This is a genomic window from Micromonospora sp. NPDC048040, assembly GCF_055587185.1.
This window is the reverse complement of sequence record NZ_JBVJGT010000021.1, coordinates 1-25,163: the sequence shown is the minus strand read 5'-3', so window position 1 is coordinate 25,163 and position 25,163 is coordinate 1. Positions and strand designations below refer to the sequence as shown.

The 25,163-nt window shown below is 74.1% G+C and carries 30 protein-coding genes and 1 riboswitch; of the genes, 17 read left to right on the top strand and 13 right to left on the bottom strand.

Annotated elements, in window-relative coordinates:
• Positions 1–36 precede the first annotated feature (36 nt).
• The 3 genes from ACZ6O2_RS20510 to ACZ6O2_RS20500 all read left to right on the top strand — a co-directional run bounded on the left by ACZ6O2_RS20510 (position 37) and on the right by ACZ6O2_RS20500 (position 1,560).
• Positions 37–222, top strand: coding sequence for a hypothetical protein (locus tag ACZ6O2_RS20510; RefSeq protein WP_350710782.1), 186 nt, complete (start codon positions 37–39; stop codon positions 220–222).
• 284 nt (positions 223–506) lie between these two features.
• Positions 507–728 carry a thioredoxin reductase gene (locus tag ACZ6O2_RS20505; protein WP_350710780.1) on the top strand — a complete coding sequence of 74 codons (222 nt, stop codon included), beginning with the start codon at positions 507–509 and terminating at the stop codon, positions 726–728.
• A gap of 70 nt (positions 729–798) precedes the next feature.
• Positions 799–1,560 (top strand): pirin family protein, encoded by a 762-nt coding sequence (locus ACZ6O2_RS20500; RefSeq protein ID WP_350710778.1) that lies wholly within the window; start codon positions 799–801, stop codon positions 1,558–1,560.
• A gap of 41 nt (positions 1,561–1,601) precedes the next feature.
• Here the strand turns inward: ACZ6O2_RS20500 and gndA are convergent, their stop codons facing one another.
• Entirely contained in the window at positions 1,602–3,041 is a 1,440-nt protein-coding gene (gene gndA, locus ACZ6O2_RS20495) for an NADP-dependent phosphogluconate dehydrogenase (protein ID WP_466023931.1), read from the bottom strand.
• Positions 3,042–3,444: 403 nt separating this feature from the next.
• Here gndA and ACZ6O2_RS20490 point away from each other — a divergent pair, with 403 nt between their 5' ends.
• Entirely contained in the window at positions 3,445–3,681 is a 237-nt protein-coding gene (locus tag ACZ6O2_RS20490) for a hypothetical protein (RefSeq protein WP_350710774.1), read from the top strand.
• A 145-nt stretch (positions 3,682–3,826) separates the two neighbouring features.
• Here ACZ6O2_RS20490 and ACZ6O2_RS20485 read toward each other — a convergent pair whose 3' ends face one another.
• Complete coding sequence (locus tag ACZ6O2_RS20485; protein WP_466023930.1) at positions 3,827–4,522, bottom strand: hypothetical protein; 696 nt, start codon at positions 4,520–4,522, stop codon at positions 3,827–3,829.
• Between the two features lie 156 nt (positions 4,523–4,678).
• Between ACZ6O2_RS20485 and ACZ6O2_RS20480 the strand changes: the two genes are divergently transcribed.
• Positions 4,679–5,881 (top strand): sensor histidine kinase, encoded by a 1,203-nt coding sequence (locus ACZ6O2_RS20480; protein WP_350710770.1) that lies wholly within the window; start codon positions 4,679–4,681, stop codon positions 5,879–5,881.
• On the top strand, positions 5,878–6,537 hold the full coding sequence (locus ACZ6O2_RS20475) for a response regulator (protein WP_466023929.1): 660 nt from the start codon (positions 5,878–5,880) through the stop codon (positions 6,535–6,537). Before ACZ6O2_RS20480 ends, ACZ6O2_RS20475 begins: the two co-directional genes overlap by 4 nt.
• A gap of 55 nt (positions 6,538–6,592) precedes the next feature.
• Here ACZ6O2_RS20475 and ACZ6O2_RS20470 read toward each other — a convergent pair whose 3' ends face one another.
• The 3 genes from ACZ6O2_RS20470 to ACZ6O2_RS20460 form a co-directional block, all read right to left on the bottom strand.
• Positions 6,593–7,393 (bottom strand): energy-coupling factor transporter transmembrane component T family protein, encoded by an 801-nt coding sequence (locus tag ACZ6O2_RS20470; protein WP_466023928.1) that lies wholly within the window; start codon positions 7,391–7,393, stop codon positions 6,593–6,595.
• A 94-nt stretch (positions 7,394–7,487) separates the two neighbouring features.
• Complete coding sequence (locus tag ACZ6O2_RS20465) at positions 7,488–8,903, bottom strand: ABC transporter ATP-binding protein (protein WP_466023927.1); 1,416 nt, start codon at positions 8,901–8,903, stop codon at positions 7,488–7,490.
• 110 nt (positions 8,904–9,013) lie between these two features.
• Positions 9,014–9,604, bottom strand: a complete 591-nt coding sequence (locus tag ACZ6O2_RS20460) for an ECF transporter S component (RefSeq protein ID WP_350710764.1) — start codon at positions 9,602–9,604, stop codon at positions 9,014–9,016.
• Between the two features lie 72 nt (positions 9,605–9,676).
• Positions 9,677–9,782, bottom strand: a riboswitch (TPP riboswitch).
• A 131-nt stretch (positions 9,783–9,913) separates the two neighbouring features.
• Here ACZ6O2_RS20460 and ACZ6O2_RS20455 point away from each other — a divergent pair.
• The 7 genes from ACZ6O2_RS20455 to ACZ6O2_RS20425 all read left to right on the top strand — a co-directional run bounded on the left by ACZ6O2_RS20455 (position 9,914) and on the right by ACZ6O2_RS20425 (position 16,667).
• The gene (locus tag ACZ6O2_RS20455) at positions 9,914–10,177 is read left to right on the top strand and encodes a hypothetical protein (protein WP_466023926.1); all 264 of its coding nucleotides are present in this window, start codon (positions 9,914–9,916) and stop codon (positions 10,175–10,177) included.
• A 201-nt stretch (positions 10,178–10,378) separates the two neighbouring features.
• Positions 10,379–11,377: a permease gene (locus ACZ6O2_RS20450; protein WP_466023963.1), complete on the top strand. Its 999-nt coding sequence runs from the start codon at positions 10,379–10,381 to the stop codon at positions 11,375–11,377.
• A complete protein-coding gene (locus tag ACZ6O2_RS20445; protein ID WP_466023925.1) occupies positions 11,374–12,102 on the top strand; it encodes a TIGR03943 family putative permease subunit in 729 nt (242 codons plus the stop codon). Before ACZ6O2_RS20450 ends, ACZ6O2_RS20445 begins: the two co-directional genes overlap by 4 nt.
• A 29-nt stretch (positions 12,103–12,131) precedes the next feature.
• Positions 12,132–12,962, top strand: coding sequence for an alpha/beta fold hydrolase (locus ACZ6O2_RS20440; protein WP_466023924.1), 831 nt, complete (start codon positions 12,132–12,134; stop codon positions 12,960–12,962).
• A gap of 65 nt (positions 12,963–13,027) precedes the next feature.
• A complete protein-coding gene (locus tag ACZ6O2_RS20435; protein ID WP_466023923.1) occupies positions 13,028–13,777 on the top strand; it encodes a sugar isomerase domain-containing protein in 750 nt (249 codons plus the stop codon).
• A gap of 157 nt (positions 13,778–13,934) precedes the next feature.
• Positions 13,935–14,438: a DUF6328 family protein gene (locus tag ACZ6O2_RS20430; RefSeq protein ID WP_466023922.1), complete on the top strand. Its 504-nt coding sequence runs from the start codon at positions 13,935–13,937 to the stop codon at positions 14,436–14,438.
• Positions 14,439–14,552: 114 nt separating this feature from the next.
• Positions 14,553–16,667, top strand: a complete 2,115-nt coding sequence (locus tag ACZ6O2_RS20425) for an acyl-CoA dehydrogenase family protein (protein ID WP_466023921.1) — start codon at positions 14,553–14,555, stop codon at positions 16,665–16,667.
• Positions 16,668–16,713: 46 nt separating this feature from the next.
• Here the strand turns inward: ACZ6O2_RS20425 and ACZ6O2_RS20420 are convergent, their stop codons facing one another.
• The 8 genes from ACZ6O2_RS20420 to ACZ6O2_RS20385 all read right to left on the bottom strand — a co-directional run bounded on the left by ACZ6O2_RS20420 (position 16,714) and on the right by ACZ6O2_RS20385 (position 21,232).
• Complete coding sequence (locus ACZ6O2_RS20420) at positions 16,714–16,881, bottom strand: hypothetical protein (protein ID WP_350710753.1); 168 nt, start codon at positions 16,879–16,881, stop codon at positions 16,714–16,716.
• A gap of 9 nt (positions 16,882–16,890) precedes the next feature.
• Positions 16,891–17,496, bottom strand: coding sequence for a hypothetical protein (locus ACZ6O2_RS20415; protein WP_350710751.1), 606 nt, complete (start codon positions 17,494–17,496; stop codon positions 16,891–16,893).
• A 100-nt stretch (positions 17,497–17,596) separates the two neighbouring features.
• Complete coding sequence (locus ACZ6O2_RS20410; RefSeq protein ID WP_350710749.1) at positions 17,597–17,989, bottom strand: Fur family transcriptional regulator; 393 nt, start codon at positions 17,987–17,989, stop codon at positions 17,597–17,599.
• Positions 17,986–18,285 (bottom strand): ArsR/SmtB family transcription factor, encoded by a 300-nt coding sequence (locus tag ACZ6O2_RS20405; RefSeq protein ID WP_350710747.1) that lies wholly within the window; start codon positions 18,283–18,285, stop codon positions 17,986–17,988. Before ACZ6O2_RS20405 ends, ACZ6O2_RS20410 begins: the two co-directional genes overlap by 4 nt.
• Positions 18,286–18,328: 43 nt before the next feature.
• Positions 18,329–19,195: a metal ABC transporter permease gene (locus ACZ6O2_RS20400; protein WP_350710745.1), complete on the bottom strand. Its 867-nt coding sequence runs from the start codon at positions 19,193–19,195 to the stop codon at positions 18,329–18,331.
• A gap of 1 nt (position 19,196) precedes the next feature.
• Complete coding sequence (locus ACZ6O2_RS20395) at positions 19,197–19,958, bottom strand: metal ABC transporter ATP-binding protein (RefSeq protein WP_466023920.1); 762 nt, start codon at positions 19,956–19,958, stop codon at positions 19,197–19,199.
• Positions 19,955–20,920 carry a metal ABC transporter substrate-binding protein gene (locus ACZ6O2_RS20390; protein ID WP_466023919.1) on the bottom strand — a complete coding sequence of 322 codons (966 nt, stop codon included), beginning with the start codon at positions 20,918–20,920 and terminating at the stop codon, positions 19,955–19,957. Before ACZ6O2_RS20390 ends, ACZ6O2_RS20395 begins: the two co-directional genes overlap by 4 nt.
• A 54-nt stretch (positions 20,921–20,974) precedes the next feature.
• Positions 20,975–21,232, bottom strand: a complete 258-nt coding sequence (locus ACZ6O2_RS20385; RefSeq protein ID WP_350710740.1) for a hypothetical protein — start codon at positions 21,230–21,232, stop codon at positions 20,975–20,977.
• Between the two features lie 26 nt (positions 21,233–21,258).
• Here ACZ6O2_RS20385 and ACZ6O2_RS20380 point away from each other — a divergent pair, with 26 nt between their 5' ends.
• The 4 genes from ACZ6O2_RS20380 to dusB all read left to right on the top strand — a co-directional run bounded on the left by ACZ6O2_RS20380 (position 21,259) and on the right by dusB (position 24,932).
• Complete coding sequence (locus ACZ6O2_RS20380) at positions 21,259–21,600, top strand: antibiotic biosynthesis monooxygenase family protein (protein ID WP_350710738.1); 342 nt, start codon at positions 21,259–21,261, stop codon at positions 21,598–21,600.
• 126 nt (positions 21,601–21,726) lie between these two features.
• Positions 21,727–22,200, top strand: a complete 474-nt coding sequence (locus tag ACZ6O2_RS20375; RefSeq protein ID WP_350710893.1) for an Rv0361 family membrane protein — start codon at positions 21,727–21,729, stop codon at positions 22,198–22,200.
• A gap of 116 nt (positions 22,201–22,316) precedes the next feature.
• Positions 22,317–23,696 (top strand): glycine--tRNA ligase, encoded by a 1,380-nt coding sequence (locus ACZ6O2_RS20370; RefSeq protein ID WP_350710736.1) that lies wholly within the window; start codon positions 22,317–22,319, stop codon positions 23,694–23,696.
• A 63-nt stretch (positions 23,697–23,759) separates the two neighbouring features.
• On the top strand, positions 23,760–24,932 hold the full coding sequence (gene dusB, locus ACZ6O2_RS20365) for a tRNA dihydrouridine synthase DusB (protein WP_350710734.1): 1,173 nt from the start codon (positions 23,760–23,762) through the stop codon (positions 24,930–24,932).
• The last annotated feature ends 231 nt before the right edge of the window (positions 24,933–25,163 follow it).

Sequence of the window (25,163 nt, the reverse complement as noted above, 5' to 3'; positions counted from 1 at the left end):
TCTCCGGTCAGCAGCCACTGACGGAGGTGAACCCACATGATCCAGAAGCGTATTGCCCAGTGGGCGTTGATGGCGGTCGCGGTGCCGCTGGCGGCGGCCGGCGCGCGTCGGCTCAGTCACACGCTGGAGGCCCGCCGCGGCCCGTCCGGGGTGAGCCGCCTGCTCACCAAGGGTGCCGACATGCTCCGCCCGCGGAAGGCGAAGCGCCGCCGCTTCTTCTGACCCGGCCGGTCAGCGTCGCTCCCCGCGACGCTGACCTCCCCTCCCCGTCCGCCCCGTCCCCGCCGCCACCCCGCCTGGCGACCATGCGCTTGTGGTGCCTCGCGAGAGCGTCCTACCGGGCCGTCGCCTGGGTGCGATCTTCGCCTTCGCCGTGGAGGCGGCCACCGGAACCGGATGCCCGGCTGGGGGCGGGTTCGGGGGTTTCGGGGTGGGTGAGGGGTGGGGGTGCCTAGGATCGGGGACGGGGTGGGTGCCCCGGACCGCGTCGAGCCTCGGGGGTGGGGATGCGGGATCTCCGGTACAAGATGATCATGGCGCTGAACGCCGCCGACCTCGGTGACCCGATCTGCGCGCAGGTGGCCGAGATCTGCGCCGAGATCGCCGAGCAGCACTGCCACGAGCTCGGCCACGCGCCGCAGCCGCGCTCCGGCGAGATCGGCGAGCTGGCCACGGGTGAACCGGCGCTCACCTGGGCGCCGACCGAGACCGGGCAGCGTGCCTGGTGACGCCTCCCGCCGACCCACCGGCCGCGCCGGTCGATCCCGGGGCGACGTCGGGCCGCCGACCGGTGACGCGGTGACCGCCCCCGCTCCGGCCGTCGACGTCCGGCGGGCCGACGACCGCTTCGCCACCCGGATCTCCTGGCTCGACTCGAAGCACTCGTTCTCGTTCTCCCGGCACTACGACCCGGCCAACACCCACCACGGTCTGCTGCTGGTCAACAACGACGACGTGGTCCGGCCGGGCGCCGGCTTCGAGACCCACCCGCACCAGGACATGGAGATCGTGACCTGGGTGTTGCGCGGGTCGCTGGTGCACCAGGACTCCACCGGTCACTCCGGCGTGATCTACCCGGGGCTGGCGCAGCGGATGAGCGCCGGCACCGGCATCCTGCACTCGGAGAAGAACGACTCCTGGCGGCTCGACGGCCGCGACCCGCACACCGATCCCGTCCACTTCGTGCAGATGTGGGTGCTCCCGGACGAGCAGGGCATCGACCCCGGCTACGAACAGCTCGAGATCCACGACGAGCTGCTGCGCGGCGGCCTGGTGCCCGTCGCCTCCGGGATGGACCGCCACGACGGTGCCGCGGCGATCCGGATCCGGAACCGCTTCGCCGCCCTGCACGCCGCCCGGCTCCGCCCCGGCGACGAGGTCGATCTCCCGGACGCGCCCTTCGTCCATCTCTACGTGCCGACCGGCGCGGTCACCCTGGAGGGCGCCGGCCTGCTCGGCACCGGCGACGCCGCCCGACTCACCATGACGGGCGGGCGACGGGTCACCGCCACCGAGCCGGCCGAGATCCTGGTCTGGGAGATGCACGCCACCATCGCCTGACCGGCCACCTCCGCCACCCCTTCTCGCCGGGGTGGGGTGGGTCAGGCCTGGATTTCGGAGCGGTCGCCGGACCAGAGGGTGTGGAAGGTGCCGTCGCGGTCCACGCGGTGGTAGGTGTGCGCGCCGAAGTTGTCCCGCAGCCCCTGGATCAGCGCCGCCGGGAGTCGCTCGGCGCGCAGCGCGTCGAAGTACGCCAGCGACGAGGCGAACGCCGGCGCCGGCACCCCGGCCCGGGCCGCCTCGGCAACCACCCTCCGCCAGCTCGGCACGCCGTCGTTGACGGTGTCGGCGAACCACGGCGCGACCAGCAGCGTCGGCAGCTCCGGCTGCTCGTCGTACGCCTGCCGGATGTGGTCGAGGAAGCGGGCGCGGATGATGCAGCCGCCCCGCCAGATCGTCGCGGTGCCGCCCAGGTCGATGCCCCAGTCGTACTCCCGGGAGCCGGCCCGGATGTGGTCGAAGCCCTGCGCGTACGCGACGATCTTGGAGGCGAGCAGCGCGCGGCGGACGTCCTCGACGAAGGTGTCCCGGTCGCCGACCTGCCACGTGCCGCCCGCGTCCGGGAACACCCCGCGCGCCGCCGCCCGCTGGTCGGCGTGCCCGGACAACGACCGGGCGAACGTCGCCTCGGCGATGCCGGTGATGGGGATGCCCAGATCGAGGGCGCTCTGCACCGTCCAGCGGCCGGTGCCCTTCTGCTCGGCGCGGTCCAGCACGACGTCCACGAACGCCCGCCCGGTGGCGGAATCGGTGTGCGCCAGCACGTCCGCGGTGATCTCGATGAGGAAGGACTCCAGCTCGCCGGAGTTCCAGTCGCGGAAGATCTCCGCGATCTCCGCCGGCTCCGCGCCCAGCCCGGCCCGCAGCAGGTCGTACGCCTCGGCGATGAGCTGCATGTCGGCGTACTCGATGCCGTTGTGCACCATCTTGACGAAGTGCCCGGCGCCGTCCGGCCCGATGTGCCGGCAGCACGGCACCCCGTCCACCTGCGCGGCGATCCTCTCGAAGATCGGGCCGAGCGTGCGGTAGGACTCCGCCGACCCGCCGGGCATGATGCTCGGGCCGCGCAGGGCACCCTCCTCGCCGCCGGAGACGCCGGTGCCGACGAAGTGCAGCCCGTGGGCCCGCAGCGCCTCCTCCCGCCGGCGGGTGTCGGCGAAGTGCGCGTTGCCGCAGTCCACGACGATGTCGCCGGGGTCGAGCAGTGGCACCAGTTCGTCGATCACGGCGTCGGTGGGCCCGCCCGCCTTGACCATCACGATCACCGCCCTCGGCCGCTCCAGCGAGGCGACGAAGTCCGCCATCGACTCGGCGGGCAGGAAGGTCCCCTCGTCGCCGTGCTCCGCGACGAGGCTGCGGGTGCGCTCCGGCGAGCGGTTGTGCAGCGCCACGGTGAAGCCGTTCCGGGCCAGGTTCCGGGCCAGGTTCCGGCCCATCACCGCCAGCCCGGTCACGCCGATCCGCGCCGCCCCCTCGGCCATCCGTCTGCCGCCTTCCGTCGTCCACAGCCGCCGCTGCGACCGTATCGCGGCGGGAGGCGGGCGCGGTGCGGATGTGCGACAGCCCGACACCTCCGCGTCGCGGTGCGTCACCGGGCGAGCATGCCGCTCGTGCCGGTAATTCGGATGCGCGGGGCCGTGCCGTGGGGTTAGCGTGTGGGCATGCGCAACTGACGCCCCATCTCCGAGCCGGCCCGCCGCCCTGCTGCCGCGGGTCCGCGTGCTCCCGGGCGTCCGCATTCCCACCCTGCCGCCGAGGCGGCGGTGTCCTTCGTGGTCGCACCCGGGGAGCAGTCCCGATTCCGCCCGACCGTCGCGCGACGGTCACCGACCCGCGGCCCGTCCGATCAGACGACGGGACGGTCCGCAGACCGAGGAGGCCCGGATGCCCGCCAAGCGCAACCCGAAGAAGTCCCGCACCGTCACGCCGAAGCCGACCGTCGCGGACCTGACGCCGATCGAGATGGACGCGATCGCGGTCGCCCCGGCGTCGGTCCCGGCGCTGCCCGCGACGCCGCCGACGAAGGCCGGTCCGCCCGCGCGGGGTGCCGGGGCCCGCAACCCCGGGGGCCGGAGCCAGCAGGCACCCCAGGCCCGCCGGTACGCCTTCCGGCGCAGCTGACGAGCAGGCCCACCGCCAGGACGACGTCCAGAAACCAGCAGGCGGAGCCGGATCCTGCCGTTGGCGCGGCCGACGACGGCGGGCCGGGAAACCCGGGGGCGGGGCCGCGGATGACGCCGCGACCCCGCCCCGTCACCCCGGCCGGTCAGGAGTGCGCGGCCACCGGTGCCTCCGTCCGGCCCGCCGCGTCGGCCGGGCGCTGCCGGCCGACGCCGAGCGCCAGGCCGGACAACCCGACCGCCATCAGCACGCTCACCACGATCTTGAGCGGAACCCCCTCGCTGACCAATTCGAGGACCTGCCCGCCGGTGAGGACGAGCGGCACCCACAGCGACACCAAGCCGGCCCGCCAGGCCCCGAAGGCCAGCACCATGAGGCCGATCATCCAGCCCAGCAGCCACATGGCGAACGACGCCATCACGAACGGGTCGTTGTCGAGGGCGTCGACGACCGGTCGGACGGCCTCGGCGTCGACGTCGGCGGCGGCGAGGGCTCCGAAGAAGGCGTTGTAGTGCCAGAGGTGGACGGTGGAGAAGTAGAGGCCGAGCAGGGTGATGCTGCCGCCGACCGTGGCGACCAGCGGCCTGTGTCGGCCGAGCGCCACGGTCAGGCCGGCCATCGCCGGCAGCAGCAGCAGGTGCGCCAGGGCGAACAGGACGGTCTCCACCCGCCACGCGCCGAGGTTCCCGGCGGCCACCGCCACGTTGCCGGCGGTTTCGGACACGTCGTCCGGGAACATCACCCAGTAGAACGCGTTCGCGACGCCGTAGAGGACGCCGGCCGCGGCCAGCGCGACCGCCGTCAGCCGCCGGCCGTACCGTCGCCCGGTCCTGTCATCCATCGTGTCTCCCCTCGAGAAGTGTGTGGTGGACGGTAGGAGCCGGCCCGGGGCCCGATCGTCGGCCGACGGGTTGAGCCGAGGGTGGAGGGTTCTGCCAGGCCTTCTACACCCGTGGGTGGACGCCCGGCCTCGGGCGTCGCCGATACCCTTCGCACCATGTCCGCCGTCCTCGACAACCGACGTCTCCCGCGGGGTCTCGTCGTCGCCACGGTCGCCGGTCTCGCGCTGTTCGGGTTCGGCCTGGCCGAGCTGTACGTTCCGATCGCCGGCTACGTCGAAGGCCAGGGGCCCGACCTCGCGGCGCTGCCGGCCGGCTGGCTCGCCGTGCTCACCGTGCTGCTCGCCGGCTACGGCCTCGCGGTGGCGGTCTGCACGACGTACCCGCGAGCGGCGGCCGTCCTCGCCGGCGCCTGTTTCACCGCGCAGAGCTTCACGCCCGTCCTCCCGGAGTGGCCCGTCGTGCCGCTCCTGGCGCTGCTCCTCGCCTGCTTCGGCTGCGTCGCCGTGGGGGGACGCGCCGCACCGACCGTCGCCACGGTCAGCTACTTCGTCGCACTCGGCGTCGAGAACACCGCCGCCGGGGACTCGGACTGGGTGTTCATCGTGTTCGTCGCGCTCGCGGTGCTGGGTCCGGGCTACGCGGTCCGGATGCGCCGCGCGCAGGCGGTGCGTCTGGTCGCGTTGGCCGCCGAGCGGGAGGCCGCCGCGCGGACGGACGAACGGCTGCGGGTGGCCCGGGAACTGCACGACATCGTCTCGCACGGCGTCTCGGCGATGGTGCTGCAGGCCGGCGCGGCCGAGGCCGTGCTCGACTCGGACACGCGCCAGGCCCGCGAGTCACTGGAGGCGGTGCAGGACGTGGGGCGCGATGTGGTCACCGAACTGCGCCGGCTGCTGGTCATCCTGCGCGGCTCGGAACCGGTGCCGGAGGGACTGCCCTCGCTGCGGCAGCTCGACGCGTTGACCACCGCGGTACGGGTCGCCGGCGGGCGGGTCGAGGTCACCGTCACGGGCGATCTCGGCCCGGTCCCGGTCGCCGCCGACGTCAACGCCTACCGGATCCTCCAGGAGGCGCTGACGAACGCCGCCAGGCACGCCCCCGGCGCGACCGTCGACGTCTCGATCGACGTGGGCGACACCCGGCTCCGGCTGCACGTCGTCGACGACGGGCCCGGTCCCACCCGCCGTGGCGTCGGCACCGGCCACGGGCTGACCGGCATCCGGGAACGGGCCGAGCTGTTCGGCGGCACGGTCGTCGCGGGCCCGCGCGAGCAGGGCGGCTTCGAGGTCCGTGTGGAGCTTCCGTTGGGTCTCGACGGCTCGGCGCCCGCGCTCTCTCCGACGGGCACGACGGCGTGACCCGGGTGCTCATCGCCGACGACGAGGCCCTCGTCCGCGGCGGACTCCGGATGATCCTCGGCGCGCAGCCCGACATCGAGGTGGTCGCCGACGCGGCCGACGGCGAGGACGCCGTGCTGCTCGCGGCACGCCTCAAGCCCGACGTCGTCCTGATGGACATCCACATGCCGCGGCTGGACGGCATCGCCGCGACGGAGCGGATCCTGGCGGAGTGCGCCGACATCCGGATCATCGTGCTGACCACCTTCGACCTGGACGAGTACGTCTACCGGGCGCTGCGGGCCGGCGCGTCCGGATTCATGCTCAAGACCACCCCGCCGAAGGATCTCGCGGGCGCCCTGCAGGCCGCCGCGCGTGGCGACGCGCTGCTGTCCCCGTCGATCACCCGCAGGCTGATCGACCACTACACGGCGACGGCGCCTGCGGCGACCGCGGGCAGCCCGGGCCTGGCGGAGCTGACCGCCCGGGAGACGGAGGTGCTGCGGATGATGGCCGACGGCCTGTCCAACCGGGAGATCGCCCACCAGCTCCTCCTCGGCGAGGCGACGGTGAAGACGCACGTCAACCGCATCTTCGCCAAGCTCGGGGTGCGCGACCGGGTGCAGGCCGTCGTGTTGGCGTACCAGACCGGCGTGGCCCAGCTCCGGCGCCGGTAGGGCGACAGACCGCTGGGCCTCGCCACCGTGGCCGCGGCGCCGGCAGCCGCCGCCCTCAGCCGATCAGCGGCCGGAAGGTGCCCGCCAGGACGCTGACCGCCAGCGCCGCGCCGGCCAGCAGCGCCGCCCCGGCGATCAGCAGCCCGTCGGCGGCGACGAAGCGCTGCCGCCGGGCGACCGTACGCGGGGTGCCGGCGTCGAAGCCGCGGGCGTCCATCGCCACGGCCAGTCGGGTGCCCCGGCGGATCGCCCCGACCAGCAGGGCGAAGGCGGTGGAGACGAACAGCCGCAGCTTCGCCAGCGGGTTGCGTCCCGCCGCCACCCCGCGGGCGCGGCGGGCCATGGCGATCATCTGCCACTCCTGCCCGAGCAGCGGCACCAGCCGGAACGCCGCCAACGCCCCGATGGCGAACCGGGCCGGCGCCTTCGCGTTCTGGATCAGGGCGTCCGCCAGGTCGGTGGGGTCGGTGGTGGCGAACACGATCACGCCGGGCAGCGCCACGGCGAACATGCGCAGCACCAGGCCGAGCGCGGTGAGCAGCACCCCGGAGGTGACCACCGCGGGGCCGGCCTCGACCAGCACCCGGCCGGAGCGCTCGGCCGCGAAGAGCACCAGCGTCACCATGATGCCGACCGCGCCGACCAGCAGCGGCCAGGCCCGCCGGGCCAGCACCCGGAAGCGGACCCCGAACAGCGGCAGCACGGCCAGCTCGACGGCGATGGCGATCGCCGGGGCCACCGGGTCCAGGGTGGCGACGAGGATGAACGAGAACACCAGCGCCGCGGCGAGCTTGGCCACGGGGTTGCGCCGGGCCAGCGGCGCGTCGGGTGCGGCGACCGGTTCGAGGGTGATCACGGCCGCTCCGGGACGGGACGGGCGGGGCGCGCGGCCCGCGCCGGAACGGCCGGGCGACGCTGCGGGTGGGCGGCCGGCGCGGTAGGTGAGCTGGTCACGGCCGCTCCAGGGTGACGCGCCGGTCGGCCAGGGCGGCGACGAACTCCGGGTCGTGGGTGACGGCGACCACGCCGTGCCCGGCGTCGCGCAGCTCGGCGAAGAGGTCCACCAGCTCCAGCCAGGTCCGCCGGTCCTGACCGAAGGTGGGTTCGTCGCAGACGAGCAGGCGGGGCGCGGTGGCCAGGGCCGTCGCCACGCTCAGCCGCCGCGCCTCCCCACCGGAGAGGGTGTACGGGTTGGCCGCGGCGAGCTTCGTCAACCGCAGCCGGGACAGCAGGTCGTCCACGGTGGACCGGACCGCCGTCTCGGGCTGGCCGGTGCGGCGCGGGCCGAGGGCCAGCTCGTCGAAGACGGTGGTGGCGACGAACTGGTGCTCCGGGTCCTGGAAGACCGAGCCGATCCGCCGGGCCAGCGCCGGGGCGCGCCAGCGGTGCGGGGGAGTGCGGGCGTCGGAGCCGGCCAGTGCCGCCGTCGCCACGACCCGGCCGGTTCCCGGCTTGAGCAGCCCGCCGAGCAGCAGCGCGAGGGTAGACTTCCCGGCCCCGTTCGGGCCGAGCACGGCGAGCGCCTCGCCGGCGCGTACCGCCAGGTCGACGGCGGCCAGCCGGGGCGGCAGGCCGAGCCGGTCGGCGGTGAGCAGCAGGTCGCCGGCCGGCGCGGTGGCGTGGCGGGGCGGCACGGGCCGGCCGGGCACCCAGACGCCCGCGGCGGCGAGCGCGTCGCCGTGGGCGCCGAAGACGGCCTGGGGCGTGCCGTCCGCGCGGACGCCGCCGCCCGGTTCGAGCACGACCACCCGGTCGACCAGCGGCAGCGCCTCGGCGACCCGGTGCTCGACCAGGATCAGGGTGGTGTCGGCGTCCAGCGCGCCGGCCACCGCCGCGCGGACGAGCGCGGCGCCGGTCGGGTCGAGGTTGGCGGTCGGTTCGTCGAGCAGCAGCAGCCCGGGCCGCAGGGCCAGCACCCCGGCCAGGGCGAGGCGTTGCTGCTCGCCGCCGGAGAGGGCTGCGGTGGGCCGGTCCCGGTGGTACGGGAAGCCGACCCGGGCCAGCGCCTCGTCGACGCGGGGCCAGATCTCCTCGGCGGGGACCCCCCGGTTCTCCAGGCCGAACGCCACGTCGTCGCCGCTGCGGGCCATCACGAGCTGGGTCTCCGGGTCCTGGAAGACGATGCCGACCCGTTCCCGGCCCTTGCGGGGGTCGAGCCCGTCGATCTCGACGGTGCCCTCCTGCTCGCCCGAGTCCTCGGGCAGCAGCCCGGCCAGCGCGGCGAGCAGGGTGCTCTTGCCGGCGCCCGACGGCCCGAGCAGCAGCACCCGCTCGCCGGCCTCGACGCGCAGGTCCACCCCGCGCACGGCCCACGCCCGGCGCCCGGCGTGTCGCCACCCGAACCCCCGCAGCGTCACCGCCCCCACGTCGTCCCCCTTCCGGCCCACGTGCGGGCGTCGATCATGAGGTTGGCGGCACCCACGGAGATCCACGTCGCCGTTCCCCTCATGATCAACCCCGATTCCGGTGGTGCGGGTCAGACGGCGGCGCGTTCGCGGCCGGCGGGGAAGCGGTCCAGGACGCCGGTGCCCGCCAGGGCGCGGGTGAGGGCCCAGCCGCCGGCACCGGCGACGGCGGCGGCGCTGACGACGGTGAGCAGGGCGTACGGGACCCGGTAGCTGCCGAGCGCGTAGTCGACGTTCCAGACGAAGAAGTCGAACAGCGCCGCGCCGAGGCCGGTCAGCGCGCCGGCGAGCAGCGCGGTGGGCAGCCGGAACGAGCGGTACCGGAACGCGGCGAAGGCCACCTCGGCGCCGAGCCCCTGAATGAGGCCCTGGACGATGGTGATGCCGCCCCACTCCGAGCCGAGCAGCGCGGAGACCGTCGCCGCCACCGCCTCGCAGAAGAGCGCCGCGCCGGGCTTGCGGATCACCAGGCCGCCGAGCACGGCCGGGACCAGCCAGACGCCGTACATGATCGCCTGGCCGGCCGGGAAGAACGCGAACGCCGGGTCGACGGCCCGCCACAGCAGGCCCCAGGCCCAGAAGATGACGCCGAACGCCACCGCGATCACCGCGGCGATGACGACGTCGAGTGTGCGCCACCGGGTGGTCGTGTTGTCTCGCATGATTGCTCCCAGTCCTGAACGCGAACCAGGAGAAGACGCACGCCGCGCCCGGTGTGCCCGGACGGCGGCGCGGCTGGAGGTCGACCGAACTCCCTGCGCTGGCATTACCCAGATCAGGTTCGAGGGTCTGCGGGCGGTGCCCGCACTCTCAGCGCTGTGCGCTCCCCTGTCGGATGTGAAGTTGTCGCGCCGACGCTAACACCTTTGAAGATCATCGGGCAAAGTGATCTTTCCGCAGGTCATCCCGGACGCGGCCGGCGACCGGCTTGCCCACCGTCCGTGCTTGCGCCCTCGTGCGAGGCTCCGCTCGTGGCCACCCCTGAGAAGCCGGAGCGCACCCTCGCCCTGACCCTGGCGGGAACGGTGGTCGGCGTGCTGCCGATCGCAGTGATCGTGATCGTGTCCGCGGCGGGTCGGGGCGACCTCGGCACCGTGCTCTGGTTCTTCCTCGTCGTGCTGGGCCTCGGCGCCTCGGCGTCGCTGGCTCTCTACGCCAAGCTGCGGGCCCGGGCGGCCTGGGACCGGGACTTCCCGGACGGGCGGGCGCCCTGGTGGCGGCGGCCACGACCGTGACGCCGGCGGCGCGACCGTCACCGGCGCCAGGAGAAACCCCAGGGTCGATGGATACGGCGGGGAGCCCGCCGTATCCATCGAGACATCCCAGTCGGCAGGTAGTCTCAGGCGGCCAGTCGGGACGGGCGGAGGGACGGGTGCGTGACGGGGCGGACCGACCACCACACCGCGCCGGCGGCCGGGCCGCGGCGACGGGAGCGCGTGGCCGCGTCGGACGTACCCCCGCAGGAGCCGGCGGGTGGCGGGAGCGCCTGGCGGGTCGGGTCGGTCGAGGTGCTCGCGGGCCTGCTGGTCCTGCTGGTCGTCTTCCGTGAGCCGCTCGCCGGGGCCCTGTCCGCGCCCCGGCTGCAGACCTGGACCACCGTCTTCGTCTCGGTCATGGTGCAGGCGGTGCCGTTCCTGGTCTTCGGGGTGGTCCTCTCCGCCGTGATCGCGGTCTTCGTGCCCCGGTCGTTCTGGGCCCGGGCGCTGCCCCGGCACCCCGCGCTCGCGGTGCCCGTGGCGAGCGCGGCCGGCGTGGTGCTGCCCGGCTGCGAGTGCGGGTCCGTGCCGATCGCCGGGTCGCTGATCCGGCGCGGGGTCACCCCGGCCGCCGCGCTGGCCTTCCTGCTCGCCGCCCCGGCCATCAACCCGATCGTGCTCACCGCCACCGCGGTGGCCTTCCCCGACGCCCCGGAGATGGTCCTCGGCCGCGGCGTCGCGAGCCTGGTCGTCGCGATGGTGATGGGGTGGCTGTGGCTGCGCCTCGGCCGGGCCGACTGGATCCGGCTGCCGCGCCGGCCGGAGCTGGACGACGGCCCGCGCGGGCGGGCGTTCTGGGCGGCGGTCCGGCACGACGTCACCCACGCCGGCGGGTTCCTGGTGGTCGGCGCGGCGGCCGCCGCCACCATCAACGTCGTCGTGCCCGAGCGCTGGTTGCAGACGCTCGCCGAGCACCCGGTGCTCTCGGTGCTCGCGCTGGCCGTGCTCGCGGTGCTGCTCTCCCTCTGCTCGGAGGCCGACGCCTTCGTGGCCGCCTCGCTGTCGCAGTTCTCGCTGACCGCCCGACTGGTCTTCCTGGTGGTGGGGCCGATGGTCGACCTCAAGCTCATCGCGATGCAGACCGGCGTCTTCGGCCGCCGGTTCGCGCTGCGGTTCGCCCCGGCCACCTTCGCGGTGGCCGTCGCGGTCGCCGCCGCGACCGGGGCGGTGCTGCTGTGAACCGGCAGGCGCAGGCCGTCGTCCTGCTGCTGCTCGGGGGCGCCGTGGTCCGGGCCAGCCTCACCGACCTCTACCTGCGCTACGTCAAGGAGGGGCTGCGTCCCTTCCTGGTCGCCGCGGGCCTGCTGCTGGTCGTCGCCGCGGTCATGACCCTCTGGTACGAGCTGCGTCCCGCCCTCCGCCGCGCCGGCTGGGACGACGCCGCCGACCACGGGCACGGCCACCACGAGCCGCGGATCGGCTGGTTGCTGATCCTGCCGGCGCTGGGTCTGCTCCTGGTCGCCCCGCCCGCCCTCGGCTCGTACGCGGCCGGGCAGGCCGGCACCGCGCTCTCCGCCCGGCAACAGCCGTCCGACTACCCGCCCCTGCCCGACGGCGACCCGGCGCAGGTCGGCGTGCTCGACTACGCCTCGCGGGCGCTGTTCGACCGGGGCGCGTCGCTCGGCGGGCGCCGGGTCCGGCTGACCGGTTTCGTCACCACCGGCCCTGACGGCCGACCGCTCCTGGCCCGGATGGTGCTCTCCTGCTGCGCGGCCGACGGGCGGCCGGTCAAGCTGGGCCTGACCGGCGCCGTCCCCGAAGGGCTCGCCGACGACACCTGGATCGAGGTGACCGGCCGCTACAGCGACCGCATCGCCCGGGACCCGGTCAACGACGCCGAGATCCCCTACCTCGACGTGGAGTCCTGGCGGCAGGTGCCCACCCCCAAACGCCCGTACGAGTGACCCCGCCCGCCCTGGGTAGGCTGGCGATCATGCGGATCGAGGCGCGCGGGCTCACGTTCGACGTACGCGTCGGCGGTCCCGAGGGCGGCGCGCCCGTCCTGCTGCTGCACGGCTTTCCCCAGCACGGCGGGGAGTGGGACGACGTCGTCCCGCCGCTGCACGCCGCCGGCCTGCGCACGTACGCGCCGGACCAGCGCGGTTACTCGCCGGGCGCGCGGCCTGAGGCGGTCGAGGCGTACCGGATGCCGGAGCTGGTGGCCGACGCGGTGGCCCTGCTGGACGCGCTGGGCGTCGACGCGGCGCACCTCGTGGGGCACGACTGGGGCGCGCTGGTGGCCTGGGACCTGGCCGCCCGCCACCCGGAGCGGGTCCGGACGCTGACCGCGGTCTCCGTGCCGCACCCCGCCGCGATGGCGCACGCGCTGGCCGAGGACCCGGGGCAGCAGGCGCGCTCGGCGTACATCGTGCTGTTCCGCAAGCCGGGCCGGGCGGAGAAGGCGCTGCTGGCGCTGGGCGCGACCGGGTTGCGCCGGATGCTGCACGGGGTCGGCGACGCCGAGCGGGTGGCCGCGTACGCGGACCCGATGCGCGAAGCCGGCGCGCTGACGGCGGCGCTGAACTGGTACCGGGCGATGTCCCGGCGGGAGATGGCGGCCACCGGGCCGGTGCCGGTGCCGACCACCTTCGTGTGGAGCGACCGCGACATCGCGATCGGCCGGACCGCGGCCGAGGCGTGCGCCGGCCACGTGAGCGCCGACTACCGCTTCGTCGAGCTGCCCGGGGTGAGCCACTGGATCCCCGACGAGGCGCCCGCCCCGCTGGCCGAGGCGATCCTGGCCCGGGTGCGGGGCCCGGTCTGACCGGTGCGGCGTCGCCCCGCCGGGGGGCGTTCCCGACGGACGTACGACATGGACGGAGGAGAGACATGACGGTGAGCGCCGAGGACTACCTGGCCGTGGTGACCGAGACGATGCGGCGGGTGGCCACGAGCCAGCGCGAGGCGGTGGGGCGGGCCGCCGACCTGATCGCCGACGCGGTGCGCGCCGACGGGGTGGTCCACGCGTTCGGCACCGGCCACTCGGAGGCGCTGGCGATGGAGATCGCGGGCCGGGCCGGCGGGCTGGTGCCCACCAACCGGATCGCCCTGCGGGACCTGGTGCTGGTCGGCGGCGCGCCGGCCGACGTGCTCGGGCCGCTGCTCGAACGCGATCCGTCGGTGGCGCACCGCCTCTACGAGCTGGCCCCCGTCAGCCCCGGGGACGTCTTCGTGCTGGCCTCCAACTCCGGCGTCAACGGCGCGATGGTGGAGTTCGCGTCCCTGGTCAAGGAGAAGGGGCACGGGCTGGTCGCGATCACCTCGGCGCAGCACTCCGGGCAGATGACCTCGCGCCACCCGTCGGGGCGCAAGCTCGCCGACGTCGCCGACGTGGTGCTCGACAACGGCGCCCCGTACGGCGACGCGACGCTGCCGCTGCCCGGCGGCGGCGCGGTCGGCGCGGTCTCGTCGATCACCGCGGCGCTGCTGGCGCAGCAGATCACGGTCGAGGTGGTGGCCCGGCTGCTCGCCGCGGGGCAGCGGCCTCCGGTCTACCTGTCGGCCAACATCGCCGGCGGCGACGAGCACAACAACGCCCTGGAGGCCCGGTACGCCGGCCGGATCCGCCGCGGCTCCTGAGCGGAGCGGGCCGGCGTCCGCCGGGCACTCCCGGGCGTCCGCTCGTCCAGCTCGCGCGGGCGACGTGAGCCGGTTTCGCGGCTCCGTCGGTGGGGCATCAGCGTTGCTGCCGACGGGCGCACCCCCGTCGGCAGTACCGTCTGACCGGAGGTAGCCCGTGTCCAAGGAAACCGAGCGGCAGCGCTGGCAGCGCAACTTCGCCGACCTGTTGCAGGAACTGCGGGTCGCGCAGACCGGTGTGCAGATCCTCTTCGCCTTCCTGCTGACCCTGCCGTTCAGCAACGGGTTCACCAGGACGAGCGGTTTCCAGAAGGACGTCTACATTGTCTCGTTGCTCGCGGCCGCCGCCGCGACCGCGATGATCATTTCCCCGGTGGCGTTCCACCGCGCGCTGTTCCGGCAGGGCCGCAAGCCGGAGCTGGTCCGGTTCGCCCATCGGATGGCCAGCGTCGGCCTCGCCTTCATGCTGATCTCGATGGTCAGCGCGGTGCTGCTGATCACCGACTTCGTGCTGGACCGGGGCGTCGCCCTGCTGCTCAGCGGCGCCACGGCGATCTGGTTCCTCACCTTCTGGGTGTTCCTGCCGTTCGCCCGGCGCAACTGGGGCGAGGACGACATCGACGACGAGGACGACGACCCGCGGCACCTACCCGGCGACTGACCCGGGTCGACGAAACTCGATCTTTACCGAACGCTACCCCTGGGTAACACCCGGGGGTAGCGTGCTGTTTGTCGAGCACGTCGAACAGCCGGACCGAGGTTCGAGGGGGCAGCCGTGACCACGACGCAGAACAGCCGACCCACGCCGGACGGATCCGGCGCCGACCAGCCCGCGGCGAAGGACACCGCAGGCGTGCCGGCGGCCGCCGTCGACCGGCCCGCACCGTCCGGGGGCGCGGCGGCCGGCACCGGGCAGGCCGCGACGGCCGCAGCCGAAGGCAGGTCGACGGCCGGCGCGGCCGGGCCGCTGCCGAAGGAGGCGGGACAGGTCTCCGAGAAGGAGGCCCGCCAGGTCGCCGAGGCGGCCCGCGAGTCCTCGTGGGACCGACCCAGCTTCGGCAAGGAACTCTTCCTCGGCCGCCTCCGACTCGACCTGATCGACCCCTGGCCGCGCCCGGACGCGGCGGACGTCGCCCGGGCCGACGAGTTCCTCGGCCGGTTCCGCGAGTTCCTCACCGCCGAGGTGGACGGGGCGGCCATCGAACGGGACGCGTCCATCCCGGACGACGTGTTCCACGGCCTGGCCCGGCTCGGCGCGTTCGGCATGAAGGTCGACCGGTCGTACGGCGGGCTCGGGCTGAGCAACCTGCACTACTGCCGCGCGCTCATGCTGGCCGGCTCGGTCAGCCCGGCGATCGGCGCGCTGCTGTCGGCGCACCAGTCCATCGGGGTGCCGCAGCCGCTGAAGATGTTCGGCACCGCCGAGCAGAAGCAGCGCTTCCTGCCCCGCCTCGCCGCCGGCGAGGTGTCCGCGTTCCTGCTCACCGAGCCGGACGTCGGCTCCGACCCGGCCCGGCTGGCCACCACCGCCGAGCCGACCCCCGACGGCACCGGCTACCGGCTCAACGGGGTGAAGCTCTGGGCCACCAACGGCACCGTCGCCACCCTGCTCGTGGTGATGGCCCGGGTCCCCGCCGCCGAGGGGCGGCGTGGCGGCATCACCGCCTTCGTCGTCGAGGGCGACGCCGAGGGCATCACGATCGAGCGGCGCAACGCCTTCGTCGGCCTGCGCGGCCTGGAGAACAGCCTCACCCGCTTCCACGACGTCTTCGTGCCGAAGGAGAACGTCATCGGCGGCGAGGGCAAGGGCCTGAAGATCGCGCTGACCACCCTGAACACCGGGCGGTTGTCGCTGCCGGCCATGTGTGTGGGCGCCGGCAAGTGGGCGTTGAACGTGGCCCGGGAGTGGGCCGCCGACCGGGTGCAGTGGGGCCGGCCCGTCGGCGAGCACGAGGCGGTGGCCCAGAAGCTCTCCTTCATCGCCGCGACGACGTACGGCATGGAGACCATGCTCGACCTGTGCTGCCTGCTGGCCGACGACGACCGCAACGACATCCGGATCGAGGCGGCGCTGGTCAAGCTCTACGCCAGCGAGATGGCCTGGAAGATCGCCGACGAGCTGATCCAGATCCGGGGCGGTCGCGGCTACGAGACGGCCGACTCGCTGGCGGCGCGGGGCGAGCGCCCGGCCGCGGTCGAGCAGTTGCTGCGCGACCTGCGGATCAACCGGATCTTCGAGGGCTCGACCGAGATCATGCACCTGCTGATCGCCCGGGAGGCGGTCGACGCGCACCTGTCCGTCGCCGGCGACATCATCGACCCGGACGCCGGGCTCGGCCGCAAGGCGAAGGCCGGCGCGCGGGCCGGCGTCTTCTACGCGAAGTGGCTGCCCACCCTGGCCGTCGGCAAGGGCCAGCGCCCGTCGGCGTACGGCGAGTTCGGCCCGCTCGCCGGCCACCTGCGGCAGGTCGAGCGCGCCTCGCGCAAGCTGGCCCGGTCGACGTTCTACGCGATGTCCCGGTGGCAGGGAAAGATGGAGCGCAAGCAGGCGTTCCTCGGCCGGGTGGTGGACATCGGCGCGGAGCTGTTCGCGATGTCCGCGGTCTGCGTGCGCGCCTACGCCGAGCGGGACACCCGGCCGGAGAACGTCGAGCTGGCCGACCTGTTCTGCCGGCAGGCCCGGGTCCGGGTCGACGCGCTCTTCACCGCCCTGTGGGACAACACCGACTCGGTCGACACGGCCGCCGCGAAGCGGATCCTGGCCGGGCGCTACGCCGGCCTGGAGGAGGGGGTGGTCACCCCGGCCGACGACCTGCCCTGGGTGGCGCGCTGGTCGCCCGGCCCGTCCGCCGCCCCCGACGTCCGCCGCCGCATCCCGCCCTCGGCGTGACACCCGCCCGGGTGCCGGGTCGGTCGGACCCCGGCACCCGGGCGGGTCAGCGGGCGATCGCCCAGGCCAGGATCGCCGCGAGGATCAGCCCGTTGAGCACGGCCAGCCCCAGGTACGCCGCCGGTGGGATCTTGCGGCCCTTGCGGACGAAGTTGACCAGGACGGCGGCGTAGCCGAGCAGCAGGATGGCGATGACGACCAGGAAGTAGAACACCCGACGACCTTAACGGCTGGCCCGCAGGCCGAGTTGGCGCAGCTCCAGTGCGGCGAGCGCGTCGACGGTGGCGTCGTCGCCGCGCCGCCACGCCTCGGCCACGTCGGGCGCGATCCGGGTCAGCCGCCCGAGCGGCTGGGTGGCCAACGCCCGCAGGGCGAGCAGGTCCCGGCCGGCCGGCACGGCGGCCAGCCGGGCCGCCGAGGCGGCCCGGCGCATCCAGCGCACCCGCAGCGGCAGCCAGCCGAAGAGCACCAGGCCGAGCGGGAAGACCAGCACGGCGACGGCCAGCGCGAGGGCGAGCTGGTCGACCAGCTCCTGCTGGTCCCGTCCGGCCTCGGCCAGCGACCGGGCGGCGCCGGCGGCCCGCTCGAAGGGTGCGGTCAGCTCGTCGCCCACCAGCGGCACCCGGCCGACCTTGCCGCCCGCCTCGGCCAGGTTGTCGGCCAGGCCGCCGCCGGCCCCCTCCAGCTTCTGGCCGGGTACGGCGAGCTTCTGGACGAGGTCGTGCAGCCACAGCGCGCCGCGGACCGCGCCGTACACCCAGGCGACGACGAGCAGGTCGGTGATCAACTGTCGGACGGCGGTCGGGAAGCGATCGGCGTAGATCTTCACGCCGGACAGCGTGCCACGCGCGACCGTTCCGGGCATCCGGCGCGGCCGGCCGGCACCGCCGTGCCCGTCCGGCCCCGCTACGGCTTCTGCCTGGCGGGTCTCAGCGGGCGCAGGCCGGGCAGGTGCCGAAGATCTCCAGGGTGTGGCTGACGTCGGCGTAGCCGTGCTGCGCCGCCACCCGCTCCGCCCAGCTCTCCACCGCCGGCCCGGCCACCTCCACGGTGCGGCCGCAGCCGCGGCAGACCAGGTGGTGGTGGTGCCCCTCGCTGCACCGGCGGTAGAGGTGCTCGCCGCCCGGCGGGCGCATCACGTCGATCTCGCCCGCGTCGGCGAGCCCCTGGAGGGTGCGGTAGACCGTGGTCAGCCCGACCCGCTCGCCGCGCTCGCGCAGCATCGCGTGCAGCTCCTGCGCGCTGTGGAAGCCCTCCACCTCGGCGAGCAGCGCGCTGACCGCCGAGCGCTGCCGGGTGTTGCGGACCGCCGAACTCGTCATGACCCCTCCCCGGCGTGGCTGACCGCGTCGGCCACGATGTGCGCGACGTGCTCGTCGACGAGGGCGTACGCGATCTCGCGCCCCCGCCGCGAGCCGCGCACCACGCCGGCGCCCCGCAGCACCCGCAGGTGCTGGGAGACCAGCGGCTGCGCGGCGCCGAGCTTGTCCACCAGCTCGTGCACGCAGCGTTCGCCCTCGGCGAGCTCGCTGACGATGGCCAGCCGGATCGGCGCCGACAGGGCACGCAGCAGCTCGCTCGCCCCCTCGAAGGCGTCGTAGCCTGATCCGCTGGTCACCCTGTAACGGTAACCAATCCCATCGGCACCTCGCCGACCAGGATCAGCGGAGCACGACCTCGTGCGGCTCGGGGGCCGGGGCGGCGGCCGGCACGCGCCGCCGGCGCACCGCCCGCCAGCCCGCGCCGAGCATCGCGACGACCGCGAACGAGGCGATCGCCATCAGCACCACCGACGCGCCGGGGGCGGTGTCGGCGTTGGCGGCGACCCAGACCCCGGAACCGGCGGCGAAGAGGCCGAGCGTCATGGCCGCCGCCATCGTGCTGCGGAACCCGCGCGTGACCTGCTGCGCCGTGGCCACCGGCACGACCATCAGCGCGCTGATCAGCAGCACGCCGACCGCCCGCATGGCGATCGTCACGGTGACCGCGGTGGCCACCGCGAGCAGCAGGTTGAGCGTGCGCACCGGCAGCCCGGAGACCCGCGCGTACTCCTCGTCGTGGCAGACCGCGAAGAGCGCGGGACGCAGCCCCAGCATGGTGACCAGGATCGCGCCGCCGAGCACCGCGATGGTGACCAGGTCGCCCGTGGGGATGGTGCTCAGCGATCCGAAGAGGTAGGAGTTGAGGCTGGAGCTGGTGCTGTCGGAGAGCCCCACCAGCATCACGCCGCCGGCTATGCCGCCGTAGAAGAGCAGGGCCAACGCCAGGTCGCCGGAGGTGCGCCCGCGCGAGCGGACCACCTCGATGGTGATCGCGCCGACGGTCGCCACGACCACCGCGACCAGCACGGGGGACCGGTTGAGCAGCAGGCCCGCGCCGACGCCGGTGAGCGCCACGTGCCCTACCCCGTCGCCGATCAGCGCGAGCCGCCGCTGCACCAGGTAGATGCCGAGCGCCGGCGCCGCCAGGCCGATGACCAGCGCGCCGATCAGGGCGCGCTGCATGTAGGGGTACTGGAAGAGTTCCATCTCAGCTGCTCCACAGCCCGGCGGGCTCGTCGGGACCGTGCGGGTGCACGTGGTCGTGGTCGGGCTCCGCGTGGTGGCCGGCGGGTTCGGGCACCGCGCCGTCGTGGCAGATCCCACCCTGGTGTACGACGACCGCCCGGCTGATCAGCGGCCGCAGCGGCCCGAGCTCGTGGGCCACCAGCAGCACCGTGCCGCCGCCGCCCACGAAGTCGTGCAGCGCCCCGGCGAACGCCTCCTGGCTGGCCGCGTCCACCCCGGCGGTCGGCTCGTCGAGGACGAGCAGCTCCGGCTGGCCGGCCAGCGCCCGGGCGATCAGGGTGCGCTGCTGCTGCCCACCGGAGAGCGTGGCGACCGGGTCGCGGGCCCGGTCGGCGAGCCCGACCGCCGCCAGCGCCGCGTCGACAGCGGCCCGGTCGGCGCGACCGGGCGGGCGCAGGACGCCCCGGCGGGCCAGCCGGCCGGAGGCCACCACCTCGCGGACGGTGGCCGGTACGCCGCTGCCGGCGCCGAGGCGCTGCGGGACGTACCCGGCGCGGTGCCACTGCCGGAACCGGCGCAACGGGCGGTCGAAGAGGGTGACCGACCCGGAGCTGAGCGGCACCAGGCCGAGCACGGCGCGGATCAGGGTGGACTTGCCGGAACCGTTGGCGCCGAGCACCGCGACCACCTCGCCGGCGGTCACGGTCAGCGAGACGTCGCGCAGCACGGGGCGGCCGTCGTAGCCGACCACCCCGTGCGTGACGGTGATGACTGGGGATGTCACGAGCAGCTCAACGCCGTCCTGAGGGTCTGCAGGTTGGTGCGCATCACCGAAAGGTAGTCGCCGCCGTCGGTCGACAGCCCTTCCAGCGGGTCCAGTACCGCGGTCTTCGCGCCGACCTGGTCGGCGATGGTCTGGGCCACCTTCGGGCTCACCAGCGTCTCGAAGAAGATCGTCGTGGCCTTGTGCTTCCGGGCCTCCTCGATCACCTCGGCGAGGCGCTGCGGGGACGGCTCGTTCTCCGGGCTCAGCCCGGTGATGCCGATCTGCTCGAGCTGGTAGCGCTCGGTCAGGTAGCCGAACGCGGTGTGGCTGACCACGATCTCCCGCCGCTGGCAGGTCTTCAGGCCGGCGGTGAAGTCGGCGTCCAGCTTCGCCAGCTCGGTGCGCAGCGTCGCGGCGCGGGCGGTGTAGTCGGCGGCCCGCTCCGGGTCGGCCTTGCCGAGCCGCTCGGCGAGCCTGTCGCCGACGGTGGCCAGGCGGGTCGGGTCGAGCCAGAGGTGCGGGTCCTTGCCGCCGCCCTCCTCCTCGGCATGGGGCTCCCCGGTGGCCTCGCCCTCGTGCCCGTGGTCGTGGTCGTGCCCGCCGGCCGCCGCGTCGCGCAGCGGCTGCACAGTGGCCACGTCGAACGCGCGCTCCCCGGCGTTCTGCTCGACGGCCTCGTCCACGTTCGGCTGGAAGCCCTTCAGGTAGACGACCAGCTCCGCCTGGCTGACGTCGCCGACCTGCCCCGGGTTGAGCTCCAGGTCGTGCGGCTCGGCGCCGGGCTTGGCCAGGTTGGTCACCTTCACCGCGTCGCCGCCGATCCGTTCGGCGAGGAACTGCAGCGGGTAGAAGGCGGCCACCACGTCGACCCGCTGCGGGTCGGTGCCGGCCGCGTCGTCGGAGCAGGCCGCGACGCCACCGAGGGCGAGCAGGGCGGTGGTGGCGGCGGCCAGGGTGCGCGGGGCGGAGCGGATGTTCATGACATGAACTCTCCGCGACAACGACAATGATTGTCAAAAACGCATGCTTGCATGTCAGAGCAGCTTCACCAGGCCCGCGGTGACCAGCAGGGTGAGCACCACCAGCCGGATCACCCGGGTCGGCGCCGTCTGCACCGACCAGGTGGTGACCAGCAGCGCGGCGACGGCCGCGGCGAGCAGCAGGGTGAGCAGCCCGCCCACCACCCCCGGGGTGAAGAACGCGACCAGCGCCAGCACCAGGGTGACCAGGAACACCGTCGTCGGGTTCGCCCGCGCCAACCGGGCCGGCAGGAAGCTCTGCGTACGCTGCATCCCACAGACTCTACGAGGAGGAACCCGTGCTGGTGACGAACCGGTTCGTGGTGGACGTCGATGTCGCCGACGACTTCACCGAGCGGGCGCACGCCGCCCTCGCCGCCCTCGCGGCCCGTCCCGGTTACCTGCGCGGGCAGCTCGTCCGGGCGCTGGACGACCCGCGCCACTGGTGCCTGGTCACCGAGTGGGAGTCCGTCGGCACCTACCGGCGTGCCCTCGGCGGCTTCGACGTCAAGGTGACCGCAGTGCCGCTGCTCGCCGAGTCGGTCGACGAGCCGTCCGCGTACGAGGCGCTCGCCACCGCGGCGCCGGGCGGGGACGTGGTCGTGGCGGCCAGCGATCGGGCCGCTGGTCCGTACCGCTGAGCCCGCGGGCACTAGATTGCTCTCATGACCGCTCCCGGATCGGCGGCACCGCCGCCGTACTCTTCGCTGCCCGGCCAGGAGGGGGCGCAGCCGCCCGTCGTGCCCGGCCCGCCGGCGGATCCGGGCGTGCCCGCCCCGCCGCCCGGCCCCGGGGTGGCCCCGCCGTTCGCGGCGCCGCCCACCGAGGGGCGCAACACCCGGCTCTGGCTCGGGCTGGGCGCCGGGGCGCTCGCCGTGCTGCTCTGCTGCGGTGGCGGCGGCGCGGCCGTGGTGGGCTTGGCGGTGACCGGGGTGCAGGCCGTGCGGGAGCAGGGGCGCACCGTCTCCACCGACTACTACCAGGCGCTGGTCGAGCGGAAGTACGGTGCCGCGTACGACCAGCTCTGCGACGACGCGCAGCGGCGCGAGTCGCGGCGGGAGTTCGAGCGCCGGGTCGCGGCCGAGCCGCAGATCGCCGCCTTCCGGGTGGGCGACGTGGACGCCACCACGCTGACCGTGCCGGTGGACGTGACCTACACCGGCGGCCGGCAGGACCGGCAGGAGGTCGTCCTGGGGCAGGACCGGCAGACCGGCGGCATGGAGGTGTGCGGGGTCAACTGACCCGCCCCCGGTATTCTCCTGGGCTCGGGCTGGTGCTGGTCGTACCGTTGTCCCGAACTGCTCGTTCCGTCCTTCACCGCGTCCCCGCCGACCGCCAGTCGGCGTAGGAGGAAAACATGCCAGCCGACCGTATCGACGCCGTCGTCAGCCTCGCCAAGCGCCGAGGCTTCGTCTTCCCCTCCAGCGAGATCTACGGAGGCACCCGGTCGGCGTGGGACTACGGTCCGCTCGGCGTGGAGCTGAAGGAGAACGTCCGCCGGCAGTGGTGGAAGACCATGGTCCAGCAGCGCGACGACGTGGTCGGCCTCGACTCCGCCGTCATCCTGGCCCGGGACGTCTGGGCCGCCTCCGGCCACCTCGACGCCTTCGTCGACCCGCTGACCGAGTGTCAGTCCTGCCACAAGCGGTTCCGGGCCGACCACCTGGAGGAGGCGTACGAGGCCAAGCACGGCAAGCCGCCGGCCTCGCTGACCGAGCTGAACTGCCCGAACTGCGGCAACAAGGGCACCTTCACCGAGCCGAAGATGTTCAACGGCCTGATGAAGACCTTCCTCGGCCCGGTGGAGAGCGAGGAGGGCATGCACTACCTGCGGCCCGAGACCGCCCAGGGCATCTTCGTCAACTACAAGAACGTCGAGACGGTCGCCCGCAAGAAGCCGCCGTTCGGCATCGCGCAGACCGGCAAGTCGTTCCGCAACGAGATCACCCCGGGCAACTTCATCTTCCGCACCCGCGAGTTCGAGCAGATGGAGATGGAGTTCTTCGTCGAGCCGGGCTCCGACGAGCAGTGGCACGAGTACTGGCTCCAGGAGCGCTGGAACTGGTACCTCGACCTGGGCCTGTCGGAGGACAACCTGCGCTTCTACGAGCACCCCAAGGAGAAGCTCTCCCACTACTCGAAGCGCACCGTCGACATCGAGTACCGCTTCCAGTTCGGCGGCACGGAGTTCGCGGAGCTGGAGGGCATCGCCAACCGCACCGACTTCGACCTGTCCACGCACAGCAAGCACTCCGGCGTCGACCTGTCCTACTTCGACCAGACGAAGCAGGAGCGCTGGGTGCCGTACGTCATCGAGCCGGCCGCCGGCCTCACCCGGGCGGTGCTGGCCTTCCTGCTCGAGGCGTACGACGAGGACGAGGCGCCGAACACCAAGGGCGGCGTGGACAAGCGCACGGTGATGCGGTTCGACCCGCGGCTGGCACCGGTCAAGGTGGCGGTGCTGCCGCTGTCGCGCAACGAGGCGCTCTCGCCCAAGGCGAAGGGCCTCGCCGCGGACCTGCGCAAGCGCTGGGTGGTGGAGTTCGACGACTCGCAGGCGATCGGCCGCCGCTACCGTCGTCAGGACGAGATCGGCACGCCGTTCTGCGTGACGGTCGACTTCGACACCCTGGACGACAACGCGGTGACCGTGCGGAACCGGGACACCATGGCCCAGGAGCGCATCTCCCTGGACCAGGTCGAGCGCTACCTGATCGAGCGCCTTCCCGGCTGCTGAGCCGCGTGGCGGGGCCCCGGTCGGCGCGGAAGAGCGCCGGTCGGGGCCCCGTACACTTGTGCGGTGACCGTGCCGACCGTTCCCGCACCGCGCCCGCTGACCCTCGGGCGGCACCAGGTGTGGCCGCCGGTGGTGCTCGCCCCGATGGCGGGCATCACCAACGTCGGCTTCCGGCAACTCTGCCGGGAACAGGGCGGCGGCATCTACGTCTGCGAGATGATCACCACCATCGCGCTGGTGGAGCGGAACCCGAAGACGCTGCGCATGATCGCCTTCGGCGAGGACGAGCGCCCCCGCAGCCTCCAGCTCTACGGCACCGACCCCGAGATCACCGCCGCCGCCGTGCGGATCGTGGTCGAGAAGGATCTCGCCGACCACATCGACCTCAACTTCGGCTGCCCCGTGCCCAAGGTCACCCGCAAGGGCGGCGGATCCGCGCTGCCGTGGCGGCGCCGGCTCTTCGCCCGCCTGGTCAGGGCCGCGGTGGACGCCGCGTCGCCCGCCGGGGTGCCGGTCACGGTCAAGATGCGCAAGGGCATCGACGACGACCACCTGACGTACGTCGAGGCGGGCCTCGCCGCGCAGGACGCCGGCGTGGCGGCGGTCGCCCTGCACGGTCGTACGGCGGCGCAGCGCTACTCGGGCACCGCCGACTGGGACGCCATCGCCACGCTCAAGCAGGCGCTCGACGTGCCGGTGCTCGGCAACGGCGACATCTGGGAGGCCGACGACGCGCTGCGGATGGTGGCGCACACCGGCGTCGACGGGGTGGTGATCGGCCGGGGCTGCCTGGGTCGCCCCTGGCTCTTCGCCGACCTGGAGGCCGCGTTCAACGGCAGCCCCGAGCGCCGGCTGCCCAGCCTGGGTGAGGTCGCGCAGACCATGCGCCGCCACGCCGAGCTGCTGGTCGACCAGTTCACCGCGGGCGCGCGCAACCCCGCGCGGGGCGAACGGGACGGCTGCACCGACTTCCGCAAGCACGTCGCCTGGTACCTCAAGGGCTTCCCGGTGGGCAGCGAGCTGCGCCGCGAGCTGGCGATGATCGAGAGCCTGGCCCAGCTCGACGACCTGCTCGGCAAGCTCGACCCCGCCGAGCCCTTCCCGGTCGCCACGCTCGGCCAGCCGCGCGGGCGCACCAACTCGCCCGGCAAGGTCTTCCTGCCCGACGGCTGGCTCGCCAGCCGCGACGACGACACCGTGCCCGAGGGCGCCGAGCTGGCCGACTCCGGCGGCTGACCGGACCGGTACGACAAGCCGCGCGGCTGCGGCTCTACTGAGGTCTGCTGCTGGTCAGGCATCGCGCTGCCGTGTCTGCCCGGGCGGTATCCGGGCCGGCGGCCGTGTTCCGCGTGCCGGGTACGGAGACGACGACAAGGGCCGGCCCCGTTCGGGGCCGGCCCTTGTCGTTGGTGGTGTGTGGATCAGGCGGCGTAGCCGCGGGTGGCGATCCAGTCGGCGAGGGCCTCG